At 60.4% G+C, this 13,577-nt stretch carries 13 protein-coding genes; 7 read left to right on the top strand and 6 right to left on the bottom strand.

The window, feature by feature from the left end; translation table 11 throughout:
* The first annotated feature begins 118 nt into the window (after positions 1-118).
* Together AC07V8_RS01820 and AC07V8_RS01815 are read left to right on the top strand one after the other, a co-directional pair.
* Positions 119-646, top strand: coding sequence for a Csu type fimbrial protein (locus tag AC07V8_RS01820; protein ID WP_494676915.1), 528 nt, complete (start codon positions 119-121; stop codon positions 644-646).
* 40 nt (positions 647-686) lie between these two features.
* Complete coding sequence (locus tag AC07V8_RS01815; RefSeq protein WP_494676916.1) at positions 687-1,124, top strand: hypothetical protein; 438 nt, start codon at positions 687-689, stop codon at positions 1,122-1,124.
* A gap of 60 nt (positions 1,125-1,184) precedes the next feature.
* Here AC07V8_RS01815 and AC07V8_RS01810 read toward each other — a convergent pair whose 3' ends face one another.
* Positions 1,185-2,564, bottom strand: coding sequence for an alpha/beta hydrolase family protein (locus tag AC07V8_RS01810; RefSeq protein WP_494676917.1), 1,380 nt, complete (start codon positions 2,562-2,564; stop codon positions 1,185-1,187).
* Positions 2,565-2,647: 83 nt separating this feature from the next.
* A complete protein-coding gene (locus AC07V8_RS01805) occupies positions 2,648-3,325 on the bottom strand; it encodes an FMN-dependent NADH-azoreductase (RefSeq protein WP_494676918.1) in 678 nt (225 codons plus the stop codon).
* Positions 3,326-3,450: 125 nt separating this feature from the next.
* Here AC07V8_RS01805 and gcvA point away from each other — a divergent pair, with 125 nt between their 5' ends.
* Positions 3,451-4,362 carry a transcriptional regulator GcvA gene (gene gcvA, locus AC07V8_RS01800; protein ID WP_494676919.1) on the top strand — a complete coding sequence of 304 codons (912 nt, stop codon included), beginning with the start codon at positions 3,451-3,453 and terminating at the stop codon, positions 4,360-4,362.
* A gap of 153 nt (positions 4,363-4,515) precedes the next feature.
* On the opposite strand, the gene AC07V8_RS01795 is transcribed toward gcvA, so the two are convergent.
* Entirely contained in the window at positions 4,516-5,607 is a 1,092-nt protein-coding gene (locus AC07V8_RS01795; protein ID WP_494676920.1) for a serine hydrolase domain-containing protein, read from the bottom strand.
* Between the two features lie 232 nt (positions 5,608-5,839).
* Between AC07V8_RS01795 and AC07V8_RS01790 the strand changes: the two genes are divergently transcribed.
* The 3 genes from AC07V8_RS01790 to AC07V8_RS01780 all read left to right on the top strand — a co-directional run bounded on the left by AC07V8_RS01790 (position 5,840) and on the right by AC07V8_RS01780 (position 8,721).
* Positions 5,840-6,445, top strand: coding sequence for a pyridoxamine 5'-phosphate oxidase family protein (locus AC07V8_RS01790; RefSeq protein ID WP_494676921.1), 606 nt, complete (start codon positions 5,840-5,842; stop codon positions 6,443-6,445).
* Positions 6,446-6,463: 18 nt separating this feature from the next.
* Entirely contained in the window at positions 6,464-7,981 is a 1,518-nt protein-coding gene (locus AC07V8_RS01785) for a S41 family peptidase (protein WP_494676922.1), read from the top strand.
* Between the two features lie 62 nt (positions 7,982-8,043).
* On the top strand, positions 8,044-8,721 hold the full coding sequence (locus AC07V8_RS01780; RefSeq protein WP_494676923.1) for an HAD-IA family hydrolase: 678 nt from the start codon (positions 8,044-8,046) through the stop codon (positions 8,719-8,721).
* A gap of 30 nt (positions 8,722-8,751) precedes the next feature.
* Here the strand turns inward: AC07V8_RS01780 and AC07V8_RS01775 are convergent, their stop codons facing one another.
* Genes AC07V8_RS01775 through AC07V8_RS01765 form a run of 3 tightly spaced genes read right to left on the bottom strand, consistent with a single transcriptional unit; the run spans position 8,752 to position 10,186 of the window.
* Complete coding sequence (locus tag AC07V8_RS01775; RefSeq protein ID WP_494676924.1) at positions 8,752-8,982, bottom strand: DUF6566 family protein; 231 nt, start codon at positions 8,980-8,982, stop codon at positions 8,752-8,754.
* A 40-nt stretch (positions 8,983-9,022) separates the two neighbouring features.
* Positions 9,023-9,451: a hypothetical protein gene (locus tag AC07V8_RS01770; protein ID WP_494676925.1), complete on the bottom strand. Its 429-nt coding sequence runs from the start codon at positions 9,449-9,451 to the stop codon at positions 9,023-9,025.
* Positions 9,452-9,508: 57 nt separating this feature from the next.
* Complete coding sequence (locus AC07V8_RS01765; RefSeq protein ID WP_494676926.1) at positions 9,509-10,186, bottom strand: alanyl-tRNA editing protein; 678 nt, start codon at positions 10,184-10,186, stop codon at positions 9,509-9,511.
* A gap of 346 nt (positions 10,187-10,532) precedes the next feature.
* On the opposite strand from AC07V8_RS01765, the gene AC07V8_RS01760 reads away from it, so the two are divergent.
* A complete protein-coding gene (locus tag AC07V8_RS01760; protein WP_494676927.1) occupies positions 10,533-13,544 on the top strand; it encodes a transglycosylase domain-containing protein in 3,012 nt (1,003 codons plus the stop codon).
* The last annotated feature ends 33 nt before the right edge of the window (positions 13,545-13,577 follow it).

Here is a 13,577-nt window from a genome sequence, read left to right as displayed (position 1 = left end):
GACTACTGGCAATCACCAACAAAATAGCATTTCCATGAGGAAATTTTTGTGCTATAGATATAAGCATCGGCAGGGAAGCGGACTTGAATAACAAGAAGTGGCAATCGGGAGATTCGTCATGCAAAAGTCTATGCAACATGGCATTTTGATCATTACCGCCCTCGCAGGCATGATCGCGGCAGGCAGCGCCTGCGCCGGAACCGCGACGGCCACCATGACCAACACCGTCACCATCGGCAACGACTGCATCATCTCCACCACCGGCTTCACCACCACCTACGATCCGGTCGTGGTCAACGCCACCACCAACCAGGACGTCACCGCCAGCGTCACCACCACTTGCACGCCGGGCGCCACGCCCGTGATCACGCTGGGACAAGGCGCCAACGCCAACACCGGCTCCACCGACAGCGTCCCGCTGCGCCGCCTGTCCAGCGGCGGCGGCTCGCCGACCTATCTCAACTATGCGCTGTTCTCGGATTCCGGCCGCACCACCACCTGGGGCAATACTGCGGGCACCGCGCCGGCCAGCACCACCGCCACCGGCACGGCGACGCCGCTGACCGTGTATGCGCGCGTGCCGTCCGGACAGTCCGGCCTGGCCACCACGTTTACCGATACCGTGGTCGCTACCGTCACCTTTTAAGGTCGTCTCATCCGCCGGCATTTGGTGTATCCTGCCGGCTATGAACAGCGAAACCGACATCCAACTCAGCGGCCCGTTCAGCGTCACCGACGCGGCCGGCCGCAAGCATGACATCCAAGCAATCCGCATCTTCGACGAAGGCTATGGAATTATCGACGTCTACGTCGATTTTGCCGCGGCGATCGGCAAGGAGCGCCTGTTCGAGGATACCCGGCTGATAAGCCAGATCCTCGCACGGCTGCGCCAGATCGGCTACGTCGGCCCCGACTTCGGCCACGGCGACCTTGGCCTGCAGGACGACAAGTTGATCGTGCTGGAAGCGCCGGAAGAATTCAATGCCTTCGCCGCGAGCAAAGGCTGGAAAAACCTGGCGGAAGAATTCGTCGAGGATGAACAGGAAGACTGGCACGGCGACAGCAGCAGCAGTGCGCCCTCCAGTTCGAAGCTGGACGCACTCAAGAATAAATTCAAAGCCTGATCCTCGGCGCGATCGGCGTCATCAACGACGACGGCCGCGCGCATTGAGGCCAGCAAAAAATCACGGCCTGGCCGGCCGCGCCAGCATCCTGTCCTGCGCCTCCGGCGGCAAAGGCTTCTGCCCCATCCAGTTGGCCAAGAGCTGGTCGTAACCTGCTGCGTAAGCGAGGTATTTACGGCTGCCGTCAGGCATCACGGAAAAGGAACGGATGCCGTGATCCGACTGCGGGAAAACCGCAATCTCGATATCCTTGCCGCTGCCGCGCAAGGTTTCCAGGCGGGCGATGGTCGGCGCACTGGGCGCCACCGAATCATCTTGCGCAAACACCCACAGTTGCGGAATGGCCAGCTGCCGCAGCACCGCCAGCGCATCGTAATGCCAGATCACTTGCGGACTTTCGCTGCGCGCCCGCTCCACCTCGCCGCGCAGCAGTTCGCCGCTGTACTGGCCGTCGATTTTCGCCAGCCAGGGCTCGCTCGCGTATTTATCCCTGGCCCGCAGCAGCTGCGGCATGCCGCGCTGAAAATCCGATGCCGCGACTTTGCCGGCCAGCGCAGTCAGCGTACGCGCCTTGCCGATCACATCTTCGCCATAACCGAGCTGGCGCAACTGGTAATCCACCTGCCACTGGTCCTGCTCGATCGGCGTGCCGATCACGCCATACCCGACCACCAGGAAATCCACCTGCGCCTTGACCGCCGCCAGCGGCGCGACCCAGCCGCCCTGGCTGAAGCCGGCGAGACCGATGCGGCCGACACGGCCTGCGCTCAGCCTGCGCGCCTCCCCTACCGCGGCGGCAACGTCATCGGCCAACAGCTCGAAATCCTGGGTATAAACACCTCCCGAGGCGCCGGTGCCGCGCTTGTCGAACACGAATGAGGCGACGCCTTGGCTCGCCATCAGGAATGCGTGGTTGCTGGAATCGACCGCGGCGGTCGATTCGGAGCCGTGCACCAGCACGAACAGCGGCGGCTTGTCGCCGTCGGCCATCGGCTCGATCGGCTCGATCAATTCGCCGTTCAGCGGCACGGCGCCGGACATGAAACGGGTCCGCGTAATCCGCAGCGGCAAGCGCGACCACTGTTGCGCGTCAGCACCGGCAAACTGCAAGCTGACCGAAGCGGCCTGGCATCCTGCATAAGTCAAACGCCCAGCCAGCCTGGATGGATTATCGGCAACCGGCGCTGCGTTCAAAACACCCTCTTCGGCCGCCTCAAAAACGCCGCTGCGGCCATTGAAACTGGTCGCCAGCAGTGTCTGCGGAAATCCCGGACGCTGGGTCAGGGTGACGATTTCTCCCGCCGGCGAGCGGTAGGCTCCGGTAAGGCAGGCCGGCGCCGCGGTCTGCGCCGGCTCGGCAAAAGCCGTGGCTGAAAAGCAGGCAAGCGCAAAGACGAAGCGGCGAAGATTGGCAGAGGGTCGAGCTTTGGTGGATGGCATCTGAATTCCTTGACGTAGAGAGCAAATCCTACCCGACATACTTACCCCAAGGCAACCATATTGACTGAGCTGAGCCGGCGACGCTAGCGCAAGCCGGCGCTCAAACTGCTCACCAAAGCACTGACTTCTGCTTCTGCCGCTGCAATCGATTCATCCAGGCGCGCATCGCCGAACTCGTCGTATTCGATCGCGATGCTATGCAGGCGCTCGATACCAATGTAGCCAAGCGCGCTGCGAATGCGCGGCTCGACATGGTTCATGGACGCCATTCTTTGCCCGGCAGCGTAGCCATGATCGCCCCTGGACGAAAGCACTACCGCAAGCTTGCCTGCATCTTTCAGCATCGGCCAGTAAGGCTCGCCCTCGCGCTTGCGGTCGAAGCCGAAGGTACGCCCTACCCTGACGATATTGTCGATCCAGGACTTGAATTGCGCCGGCACGTTGAAGTTATACATCGGCACGCCGAGCAGCAGGATATCGGCGGCCAGTATTTCATCGATCAAGCCATCGCTTTCGGCCAGCACCTCGGCCATCCACGGCTCGCGCGCCGCCGGTGCGGTAAACGCAGCATGTATCCAGGCGCCGCTCACCGGCGACGGCGGATGCAGGCCGACATCGCGCACCACGACCCGGTCGCCGGGGCGCTGCCGCAGCCACTGCTCGACGAAGCGGTGCGACAGCCGGCGCGTGTGCGAACCGTGCTGTTGCTGGTCGGAGCGCCCGCTGCGCGCGCTGGCGTCCAGATGCAATAAGGTGGTCATTTTCAGCTATCCTCCATCAATGTGAATTAATCTCATGCACCAATTTCAGGAACCACTGTAAATCCCGCTACCGATCCAGACAAACGACAATTTTTACCGAAAACCAGAAAATAAAACTCATCTATATGGATAATTCGAAAGCGCGCCGCCTGCCGCCGCTGGCAGCCCTGAAAGCGTTCGAAGCAGCAGCGCGGCATGTGAGCCTTAAGTCCGCGGCGGCCGAACTCTCGGTAACGCCGACGGCAGTAAGCCACCAAGTCCGGCGCCTGGAAGATGCGCTCGGCATCGCGCTGTTCCAGCGCCAGCCGCGGCAACTGCATCTGACTGCCGCCGGCGCCGAGCTGTATGCCGCATTGCGCGACGGCTTCGATGCGTTCGCCGCTGTCATCAGCCGCATCCAGGAGCGCGAGAGGCCGCGAGCGCTCACCATCTCGACCACCCCGGCATTTGCCGCACGCTGGCTGCTGCCCAGGCTGGGCGTCTTTCGCGCTGCCTATCCCAGACAGGATCTGCGGATTCACACTTCGGTGGAAATTTCGCCGCTGGACGGCCATACGGCAGACATCGCCATCCGCTACGGCCTGGGAAATTGGCCCGGACTGGTCGCCAGAAAACTTTTCGACGACCGCATCGCGCCGGTCTGCAGCCCGCGACTGAAAGTAAGGAAACCTGCGGATCTGCTCAAGCAAACCCTGATTCATTGCGAATGGCAAAACACGCTGCGCAAACCGTCGACCTGGCGCGCATGGGCTCGCCACGCCGGCTTCGACAAACTGGACAGCCGCGCCGGCATGGTGTTTTCCGACGAAAGCCACGCCATCTCGGCAGCCATCGCGGGGCAAGGCGTGGCGTTGCTGAGCACCTCGCTGATCGAGCCGGAATTGCGCGGCGGCCTCCTGCAGCAACCGTTCGGTCCTGTGCTCAATACCTACGCCTTCTATCTGGTGTATCCGGAAACCAGGGAGGGCGACCCGCATGTGCAAGATGCCTGCGCCTGGATCAGCGCGCAGGCGAACGCCTCGGCCGAGTTGTTTTAAAAATCGTCCCGGCGACCGCCTGTGACGAGAGCACCACCGGCGGCGCCATGCCGGTCGCATGGCATGAGAAGACCGTATAAGCCGTCCGGAAAACTCCTTGACGATTGGCGGTCATGAATTCCTGGGATACCGCAGTTTCTGCCGCGGTGGCGTTTATTGTATCTGTCCACGCAGGTAGCGCAGGAAAGCGGGACTGCTGTCGAGACGTTCCAGCACCGGCAGCACGATCTTGTAGCCGTTGTCGCTATTGGTCAGGATGACCGCGCCGTCGCGGCTGGTCCGGTTCAGATAGGCAAAGGTGAACACGCCCTCGTCCTTCCCGGTATGCATCAGCAGCGTTTCATCCTTGAATGCCAGTATCTGCCAGCCCAGTCCAAAGCCGGCATTGGGCGGACAGTTCTCGGCCAGCTTGCCCTGGCACATTTCATCCATCATGCTGACCTGGATTTTGCTCCGCTCGCGCGCGATGGCCGAGCTCAGGCCCTGATCGGCCAGCACGCCGGCCATGAACAAGCCGTAATCATAGGCGGTGGTGTACAGCAGGTCGGCCGCATTGAAACGGCTGGCAAGCTGCGGCTGCAAGGCCTTGCCGGCGGCGTTGGCGGGGACCGCGATGCGGCCCTTGAACCAGTCCCGGCCGCTATAGGCGGTCTCGGTCATGGCCATCGGCTTGAACAGATAAGCCTGCGCCAGGCTTTCGAAATCCTGGCCGGTCTTGTTTTCGGCAAAATGCGCGAGATATTGATAGCCTTCGCCGGAATAGCCCCACTTGAGGCCGGGTTCGCGCAGGATCTTCAATCCCTCCTTGCTGTCGCGCCAGTTGGGAAAACCGGTGCGATGGCTGAGCGCCAGGCGCGGCGTCAGCAAAGCGTGGCGCGGGTCGGCGGCGATGTCTGGATCCAGCCAGTAGCGGTCCATCGGCTCGTCCAGCGAAATTTCGCCTTTCGAGGCCAGCCGCAAGATGATTTCAGCGGTCAGCGGCTTGGTCAGCGAGGCCGCGTTGTACAGCGTGGCAGGCGTGGCAGGCAGACCGTCGCCCTGCTCGCCATAGGCGGCGATCAGCACCACCGCGCCGCCTCTGATCTGAGCAATGGAAACGCTGGGAATCGCATTCTGCTCCAGCAGCTGCGGAATGTCCTGGTCGAGCCGCGCCTGCTGCTCAGCCTCTCCCGCTGGCGGCGCCGGTGCTGCCAGCGCCAGGCTCGCAGTCAGGTTTGATAGAAGTATTGCCGCCAAACGACGCATGGTATCCCCTTGCCTTTGCATTGCCAGCCTACGCCGTTTTGCCCGAGCCTACGATTCTCCTTGCACAGGACGCTGTCGGGCGCCAAATCGCCAGAAATCAAGATAGTGTACTTGCGAGCTCCGCCTGGTGTCCATCGCCCGGCCGGGGAGCGCATGCAATCGCTTCCCGGCCAGCGGCGGGCGGCGGGGTTTCCCGGTAAAATTGCTGCAAATCCAACATCGGAGGACAGCAATGCTGACCGATATCGCGCAACTGGAACAAATTTACGGCAAGCCTCACGAGCGTTCATTGTGGAAGGAAATCGACCACCTGAACCAGGATTACCAGGCTTTCGTCAACGCTTCGCCATTCGTCGTGTTTGCCTCTTCCGGACCGGAAGGCATGGATTGCTCGCCCAAGGGAGACCTGCCCGGCTTCGTCCAGATCCTGGATGAACGCACACTGGCGATTCCTGATCGTCCGGGCAACAACCGCATCGACACCTTGCGCAATATCCTCAGGGATGCCCGGGTCGGACTGCTGTTTATCGTACCGGGCATCGGCGAAACCTTGCGCGTCAACGGCCGCGCCGAAATCTCCGCCGAACCGGCGATGCTGGAAAAATTCGCCATCGACGGCAAGCTGCCGCGCACGGTGATCATCGTCAAGATAGAGGCGGTCTACTTCCATTGCTCAAAGGCGCTGGTGCGCTCGAAGCTGTGGGATCCCGGACAGCAAGTCGAACCCGCCGGCTTCCCTAGTCCCGGCGCCATGCTCAAGCGCCTCAGCAGCGGCGGTTTTGACGCCGACGCCTACGACCGCGAGCTGCCGGCGCGGGTGCAGGCCAGTCTCTATTAGACGAGGAATGCACATCCGATGACAGTATTTTCTGGACGGGCCATGAGCCGCAAGATCAGCGACGGCGGCATCTCAGGCCGGCATTGGCCCGCCCTCGCCGCAGTGCTCATCGCGCTGGCATTTTCCGCGCCGGCCCATGCCGCCGAGCCGTCGCCCTGCCCTCCTGACTGGGAACCGCAGATCTGCGAACTGAAGTCGGTGGTGGAAATACTCAAGAAAGATCACCTGACAGAGATCGACGTCCCCGCCTTTCTCGACGAAACCATACGCCTGGGCGTCAAAACCCTGCCCTATGCCAAATTCATGAATGCCGAGGAACAGCTGGAGCAAGCGAAGAAGGACGAGCGCGCCCGCAATGGCACGCCCGGCATCGGCATCATCTTCGAGACCCTGGCGGACGGCCTGCATATCATCGACGTGGCGCCGGACGCCCCCGCGGCCCAGGCCGGCGTGCGCACCGGCGACATCGTGGTAGCGATGGACGGCAACAGCATGGCCGGCATCAGCACTACCGACATCGCCAAATACGCCGGCGGCGACGTCGGCACGCCGCTCAAGCTGACGCTGCTGCGCGGCGCCAAGCAGCAGCGGCTTGAATTCACGCTGCTGCGCGCCATCATCAAGCAACGGCCGGCAAGCGCCAAGCGGCTGCCGGGCGATGTGCTGTACACGCGCATGAGCAGCTTTCCCGAACCAGCGATTGGCGACTACATCGATACAGTGCAGGCGGCAAGGAAAAATGGCGCGCCGGTCAAGGCCGTGATCCTCGATCTGCGCCTCAACGGCGGCGGCGCCTTGAACGCCTCCATCGGCATCATCGGCCTCTTCACCGGCCGCAACAAGACCGCGATGGTCACGCTGCAACGCGACGACAAGATCCAGCACCGCATCAGCACCAACTGGCCGGACTACGACCTGCCGGTGCTGAAAGGCCAGGATCCGCTGGCGCCGCTGGAGGCAGACGACTGGTGGCGCAGCGTGCCGCTGATCGTGCTGGTCGACGGCCAGAGCGCCTCGGCCGCCGAAGCCACGGCAGCCGCCTTGAAAGACCTCGGCCGCGCCAAGTTGCTGGGCACGCCGACCTACGGCAAAGGCATGGCGCAAACCGGCGTCGGCACGCGCGACGGCACTTACCTGGGCTGGACCTATGCCCGCAACCTGCGGCCGAACGGCTGTCCGATGGAAGGCTACGGCGTAGTACCGGACTGGATCGTCGGACCACGCAAGGATGCCGACATGGAGGGTGTCCTGCTCATTCACCGCGAAGTCGACATTCCGCGCGCGCCCTATGCCAACAAGCCCAATCCCGATCCCTTCGCCGATGTGCGCAAAGAACGCCAGCGCCAGCGCGACCAGCGCGCAAAAGCCAAGCCGGACCCGAACAAAAGCGCGCTGCCGCAAAAGGAATTCGGCGGCGCCAAGGATTGGCAGCTGCAGCAAGCCTTGAACGCGCTGGCGGGCAAGCCGGTGCAGGTGGCAAGCGTCAATCCGCGCTTCATGCCGGCGCAACCGGCATGCATCAAGCTGGATCAATGAATTCCGGTTTTAGCGATATCGGAGATAATGACAGCCCAATTTGCGCCTCAAGGAAACAAAAAATGTCTGACAGTAATTCATCGGTAGCCAAAGGCCGTTACAGTGCGTTCCTGTTCGACATGGACGGCACCATCCTCAACTCCATCGCTGCGGCAGAACGCATCCGGGGCGCATGGGCGGCGCGTCACGGTCTCGATGTTGCGTCCTTTCTGCCGACCATACACGGCGCGCGGGCAGTTGACACGGTCGCCCGCCTGGCATTGCCTGGCGTCGATCCGGAACTGGAAGCGATTGGCATTACGCAGGCCGAAATTGCCGATGTAGAAGGAATTGTCGAAGTGCCCGGCGCCGCAAATTTTCTGAGATCGCTGTCGGCGGACAGGTGGGCCGTGGTGACGTCAGCCCCCAGGGATCTGGCGGCGCGGCGTATGACTGCAGCGGGCATTCCCGTCCCGGCCATCCTGGTGACGGCCGAGGATGTCGCAGCCGGCAAACCGCATCCTGATTGCTACTTGCTGGCGGCCAGCAGGCTGGGCGTCGACGCCGGCGACTGCCTGATATTCGAAGATGCCCCTGTCGGCATTGCTGCCGGCGAGGCGGCAGGCGCTACGGTGATGGTCGTTACGGCGACGCATCTCCATCCGATGGATACTCCTCACTCGTCCATCAAAGGCTACGAAACGATGTTCGCCAAAACGGACGGGGATGGCTTCATGCTGCTGGAAGAAAGAGGCGCTTGATCAAGGATCAGGGTCTGCCAGATCCAGGCATCAGATCGGATTTTGATCAATCCAGTCGCCGGCAAAATCCAGGGCGTAAGCGAGCGCCTCGTCCTCGGTTTCGAATTCATTGCTAGGCGCCGCGCGGGTGTAACGGATTTCACCCGCGCCGTCTTTTCCTGATTGAATCGTAAAACATGCCGCGTACTTTCCACTGTCCTGTTTTTCCGGCCGCGGGAACACGGCATGTCCCTTATACGGAAAGCCCTTTGCTTGAACCATAGTCATTTCTTCTGTAAGGATACGTTGCGCCCAGCATATCCTATTTTTTGTCCGGCACGGTCAGCTCCCGGCTGATGCCGCCTTCCAGCGCGCTGCCGCTGGTCGTGCCTTCGCCATTCATGCGGCGCTGGCACGCATCGCGATCGTCCACAGGGAGAGCATTGCAGCGCAACAATGCATTTGCCTGATCCGCGGCCTTGTCGTCATGCAGGCGCCCCCTTCTCGCTTCTTGCAATGCAGCCCCGGCCTCTTTCAGGCAAGTTGCACGATCCTGATTCGACTGGCCGCTGATGCAACGTGCGCGATCTTCCTGATAACGCGCGTTGGCGCCGACGGAATCGCTTGCAGCTCCTGCCGCCATAGCGGAGAACGACATGCCCAGGATGAGCATCGCCAAGGCTGACAGGCAAACGCTCTTGCGAGCGAGAATATCGGGTGTTGAGGAAAGATGAAGCTGGCGATTTAACATGATAACCTCCGATTGGAGATTTAAATTTACCGCAGGGCATCCTCCGCTGTATGTACGCTAGCGCACATCGTTCGAATCAAAATCCGCCTTCGCTTGAGACGACAAAGTGATTTCGATGCGCTCCTTGCCCTTGCCAAGCCGCTTACGTTTTAGCGTGAGCGTGCCGATTTCGGCGGTGGACCTGGGGTGGGTGCCGCCGCAACCCATGCGGGCAAAGCCCTGGACTTCCCAGTACCGGCGTTGAGACTGTTCATCGGTAAAATCTGTTTCTATCGGCGTGCCGGCGGCGACCAGAGCGCCTGCCTCCTGCTCAAGCAAGGGGAACAGCACGGCGATGCTGTCATCGCGGGCGAAGTCGATGCGCGCCTTGTCCTGGGAAATGTGGGCGCCGATGCGCTCGATGCCCGGACAATGTTTGTACACCAGCTGAAGAATCATTTCGGCCGCGAAATGCAGACGCATCAGGCGATAGCGCCGGTCCCAGTCAATCCGCAGTTCAACCGGGTCGCCTGCTTTCAAGGTGTGTTCGGGCGGCAGCGTGTAGACGATATCCAATCCATCCTTCGCTGCAGCCAGGACCGGATAGCCACCCAAGGTGCCCGTATCGCTTTCCTGGCCGCCCGAGAAAGCGAAGAAAATCGTTGACTGCAGATACACCTGATCGCCGCGCACAGCGGCGACAGCGGTTTTCAGCTCGGTCAGATAAGGATCTTGCCAAAAGATTTTCTGTGTCATGGTTCCCATTCGTCGATTGATCTGCCTTGCCTGCATTGCGATTCCGTTCGATTACCCGGAATCTGTCAGCGCATCTGCCACTGCTTGTATGTCAAGCCCCTCTGATCATAATGGTTTTGAAACGCAGGCGTGATGCTTTGGTAGAAATTTCGGTTGCTATTGAGATCCGCCATGTCCTGAAAGCGACAAGCGCGATGAGCTGCGGACGGATATTGACGAATGAATGTGCGGCTATAATGAAGAGCAGGCACATTCTGGCAAAAATGCAGTTGGCATCCATCAAGTCTAGGTTAGGATACATGAAGATTTAACCGTTTCCATCGCGTAGCGTCTACCGGACCAAGCCATGCTGAGAAAACGTCCACGGTTTGTGAAGTTCGTTATTCTCCTCACGATCTTGCTGTTGATCGCGGTGATGATGTATTTCGTCGCCGACGAGCTACGCACCTCGAGGCTGCAAGCCAGCTATCTGGCGCGCCTCGGGAATGAGCTAAATTTTCGCGTAGGACCTGGCCCGAGTCGATCGATCCTGTTCCCGAACGCGGGTCCCTATGATCAACGTCTGGGCTACACCCAATTGCAGACCTTCCAGGAACGACTGGATGAGCTTGAGTATGCCGTGACTGAACAAGCTCGCCTGTCGCCGCGAATGGGGGAAGTGATCAAACGCGGTGTGTACGCGCCCTATCTGGAAAAGGATCAGGCCGGCCTGACAATCTTAGACTGCAACGGACTGCCTATTTATGCCCCGGTCTTCCCGGAACGGATCTACTCAAGTTTTGCCGCCATCCCGTCCTTGCTAACCAGTTCTCTCCTGTATATTGAAAACCGGACCCTGCTGGATACCAGCCAGCCGCGGCGTAACCCTGCCGTCGAATGGGGACGCTTTTCTCATGCAATATGGGATCGCGCCGTGCACTTGTTCCGCGCCAATTCTGAATCGCCAGGCGGCAGTACATTGGCCACCCAGATCGAGAAATATCGACACTCTCCCGACGGACGCACCGGATCCGCCACGGAAAAACTGCGCCAGATGATTTCTGCCTCGGTGCGCGCCTATCTCTATGGCGAAGACACAACCGAGGTACGCCACCAATTGGTGACCCATTATGTGAACACGGTCCCATTGGGAGCTCGCGCCGGCTTCGGTGAAATCAACGGCGTAGGCGATGGCTTGTGGGCATGGTATGGCCGCGATTTCAAGCAAGTCAATTTGTTGCTGGCCGATCATTCCCAAGCCCCTCTTTCGATGCGCGCGCTAGCCTACAAGGAAGTGCTCAGCTTGTTGATTTCGCAGCGCAGCCCCTCCTACTATCAGGCCCACATCGATGAACTGGAAGCGCTCACCGATTCTCACCTGCGCCTGCTGGCAAATGCGGGAGTGATCACCGCTGCGCTGCGCGATGCGGCGTTGGCGCAATCACTCAAGCCGCACAGCAAAGACACCCGGCCATCCTGGCGGCCTGCTGAACGCAAAGGGGTCAACGCTGTACGGGGAAATCTGGCATCGCTGCTAAGCGTGCCGCGCATGTATGACCTCGATCGCCTGGATCTCGTTGTCGACAGCGCGCTGGACTCTCAGCTGCAACAGGAGGTCACTGCTGAGCTGTATAAATTGCGCGACCGGGCAAACGCCAAGACAGCAGGCTTGATCGAACCTCAATTGCTCCAGCAAGGTGATCCGCGCGGCGTGACCTACAGTTTTACGCTGTTCGAACGCACCCCCGGCGGCAATCGCGTGCGCGTGCAGACAGACAATTTCGACCAGCCGCTCGACATCAACAAAGGCATCAAGCTCGATCTCGGCTCTACAGCCAAGCTACGCACGCTAATCACCTACCTTGAAATCGTCGCCGACCTGCACCGCCGATACGCCGCTCTCGATCGGCAAGAGCTGAAGAAAATAAGCGTAGCGCAGCAGGACCCCATCCGACGCTGGGCGCTCGATTATCTTGCACAAGCACCAGACCACAACTTGACCGCAATGCTGGAAGCCTCTCTGGAGCGCAAGTACTCTGGCAATCCGGGTGAATGGTTCTCCACCGGCGGCGGCATGCAGCATTTCGAAAATTTCGAGAAGTTCGAAAACGGCCAGAACTTCACTGTGCGCGAAGGGTTCCGGCACTCGGTTAATCTGGTGTTTGTACGACTGATGCGCGATATCGTACATTTTTACATGTACCAGGTACCCGGCTCGAGCGCACAGCTGCTGGAGAACATTGATACACCCGACCGCAAAGGATACCTGCAACGCTTTGCCGATACCGAAGGACGCACATTCATATCGCACTTCTACAGCAAATATCGCAACAAAAGCATTGAAGACCAGGAGCGCATCCTGATCCAGGGGATACATCCAACCCTCAAACGCCTCGCCATGATTTTCAGGACCATAGCGCCGCAGGACAGTCCAGCCCAATTCACTCAATTCGCCAACACCTACCTGCCTGCGGTCGGCCTCAGCGACGAGATGCTGAGCAAGCTCTACGATGAATCCGCTCCACAGCGCTTCGACCTCTCTGATCGCGGTTATCTGGCAGGCGTACACCCGCTGGAACTATGGGTGGTCGGCTACCTGCGAAAATATCCAGATGCCACACTCACGCAGGCTTTCGCCGCTAGCGCCGACGAGCGACAGGAGGTCTATAAATGGCTGTTCAAGACCCGCCATAAGAATGCGCAGGACAAACGCATAAAGCAATTGCTTGAAGTAGAAGGCTTCCAGGAAATCCACAAGGCGTGGACACGCTTGGGGTATCCGTTCGAATCGCTGGTCCCGTCATATGGCACAGCCATCGGCGCCTCGGCGGATCGCCCGGACGCGCTGGCGGAATTGATGGGAATTATCGAGAATCAAGGTTTGCGCCTGCCAACGGTGCGAATCGAGCGCCTGCAGTTCGGCAACGGCACGCCATATGAAACGACACTCGCCCGGACTGCCAGCAGCGGCGAACGGGTCTTGATACCGGAAATCCCGTTGCTGCTGCGCCCGGTCCTGGCTGAAGTAGTCCAGATGGGAACCGCCAAGAGGTTGGCTGGGGCCTTCAAGTCAGCAAATGGAACGCAAATAGCGGTAGGTGGGAAGACCGGTACAGGCGACAATCGATACAAGACTTTCGCCAAGGGCGGCGGGCTGATTTCCGAGCGGGTGGTTAGTCGTTCGGGGGTACTGGTGTTCTACATTGGCGATCGGTATTTCGGCACGGTGATGGCATACGTGGCAGGACCCAAGGCGGGGGAATACAAATTCACCAGCGCCCTGACGGTGCAGATTCTCAAAGTGCTGGCCCCGACGCTGATGCATGGCCTCGGCTATAACGAGGCCGGCCGCCAGCCGCACGAATGCGCCGGGCCGTAGGGCGAGACAACGAGGGAAAATTCTGACGAAAGC

The organism is Collimonas sp. GW821-FHT02H07 (assembly GCF_059421505.1).
Note: the sequence above shows the minus strand (reverse complement) of the source record. Positions and strands in the feature narration are given on the sequence as shown.

Bases quoted from the DNA above. Each gene is read 5' to 3' on its own strand.
- AC07V8_RS01820 (WP_494676915.1), top strand. From the start codon at position 119: ATGCAAAAGTCTATGCAACATGGCATTTTGATCATTACCGCCCTCGCA.
- AC07V8_RS01815 (WP_494676916.1), top strand. From the start codon at position 687: ATGAACAGCGAAACCGACATCCAACTCAGCGGCCCGTTCAGCGTCACC.
- AC07V8_RS01810 (WP_494676917.1), bottom strand. From the start codon at position 2,564: ATGCCATCCACCAAAGCTCGACCCTCTGCCAATCTTCGCCGCTTCGTC.
- AC07V8_RS01805 (WP_494676918.1), bottom strand. From the start codon at position 3,325: ATGACCACCTTATTGCATCTGGACGCCAGCGCGCGCAGCGGGCGCTCC.
- gcvA (WP_494676919.1), top strand. From the start codon at position 3,451: ATGGATAATTCGAAAGCGCGCCGCCTGCCGCCGCTGGCAGCCCTGAAA.
- AC07V8_RS01795 (WP_494676920.1), bottom strand. From the start codon at position 5,607: ATGCGTCGTTTGGCGGCAATACTTCTATCAAACCTGACTGCGAGCCTG.
- AC07V8_RS01790 (WP_494676921.1), top strand. From the start codon at position 5,840: ATGCTGACCGATATCGCGCAACTGGAACAAATTTACGGCAAGCCTCAC.
- AC07V8_RS01785 (WP_494676922.1), top strand. From the start codon at position 6,464: ATGACAGTATTTTCTGGACGGGCCATGAGCCGCAAGATCAGCGACGGC.
- AC07V8_RS01780 (WP_494676923.1), top strand. From the start codon at position 8,044: ATGTCTGACAGTAATTCATCGGTAGCCAAAGGCCGTTACAGTGCGTTC.
- AC07V8_RS01775 (WP_494676924.1), bottom strand. From the start codon at position 8,982: ATGGTTCAAGCAAAGGGCTTTCCGTATAAGGGACATGCCGTGTTCCCG.
- AC07V8_RS01770 (WP_494676925.1), bottom strand. From the start codon at position 9,451: ATGTTAAATCGCCAGCTTCATCTTTCCTCAACACCCGATATTCTCGCT.
- AC07V8_RS01765 (WP_494676926.1), bottom strand. From the start codon at position 10,186: ATGACACAGAAAATCTTTTGGCAAGATCCTTATCTGACCGAGCTGAAA.
- AC07V8_RS01760 (WP_494676927.1), top strand. From the start codon at position 10,533: ATGCTGAGAAAACGTCCACGGTTTGTGAAGTTCGTTATTCTCCTCACG.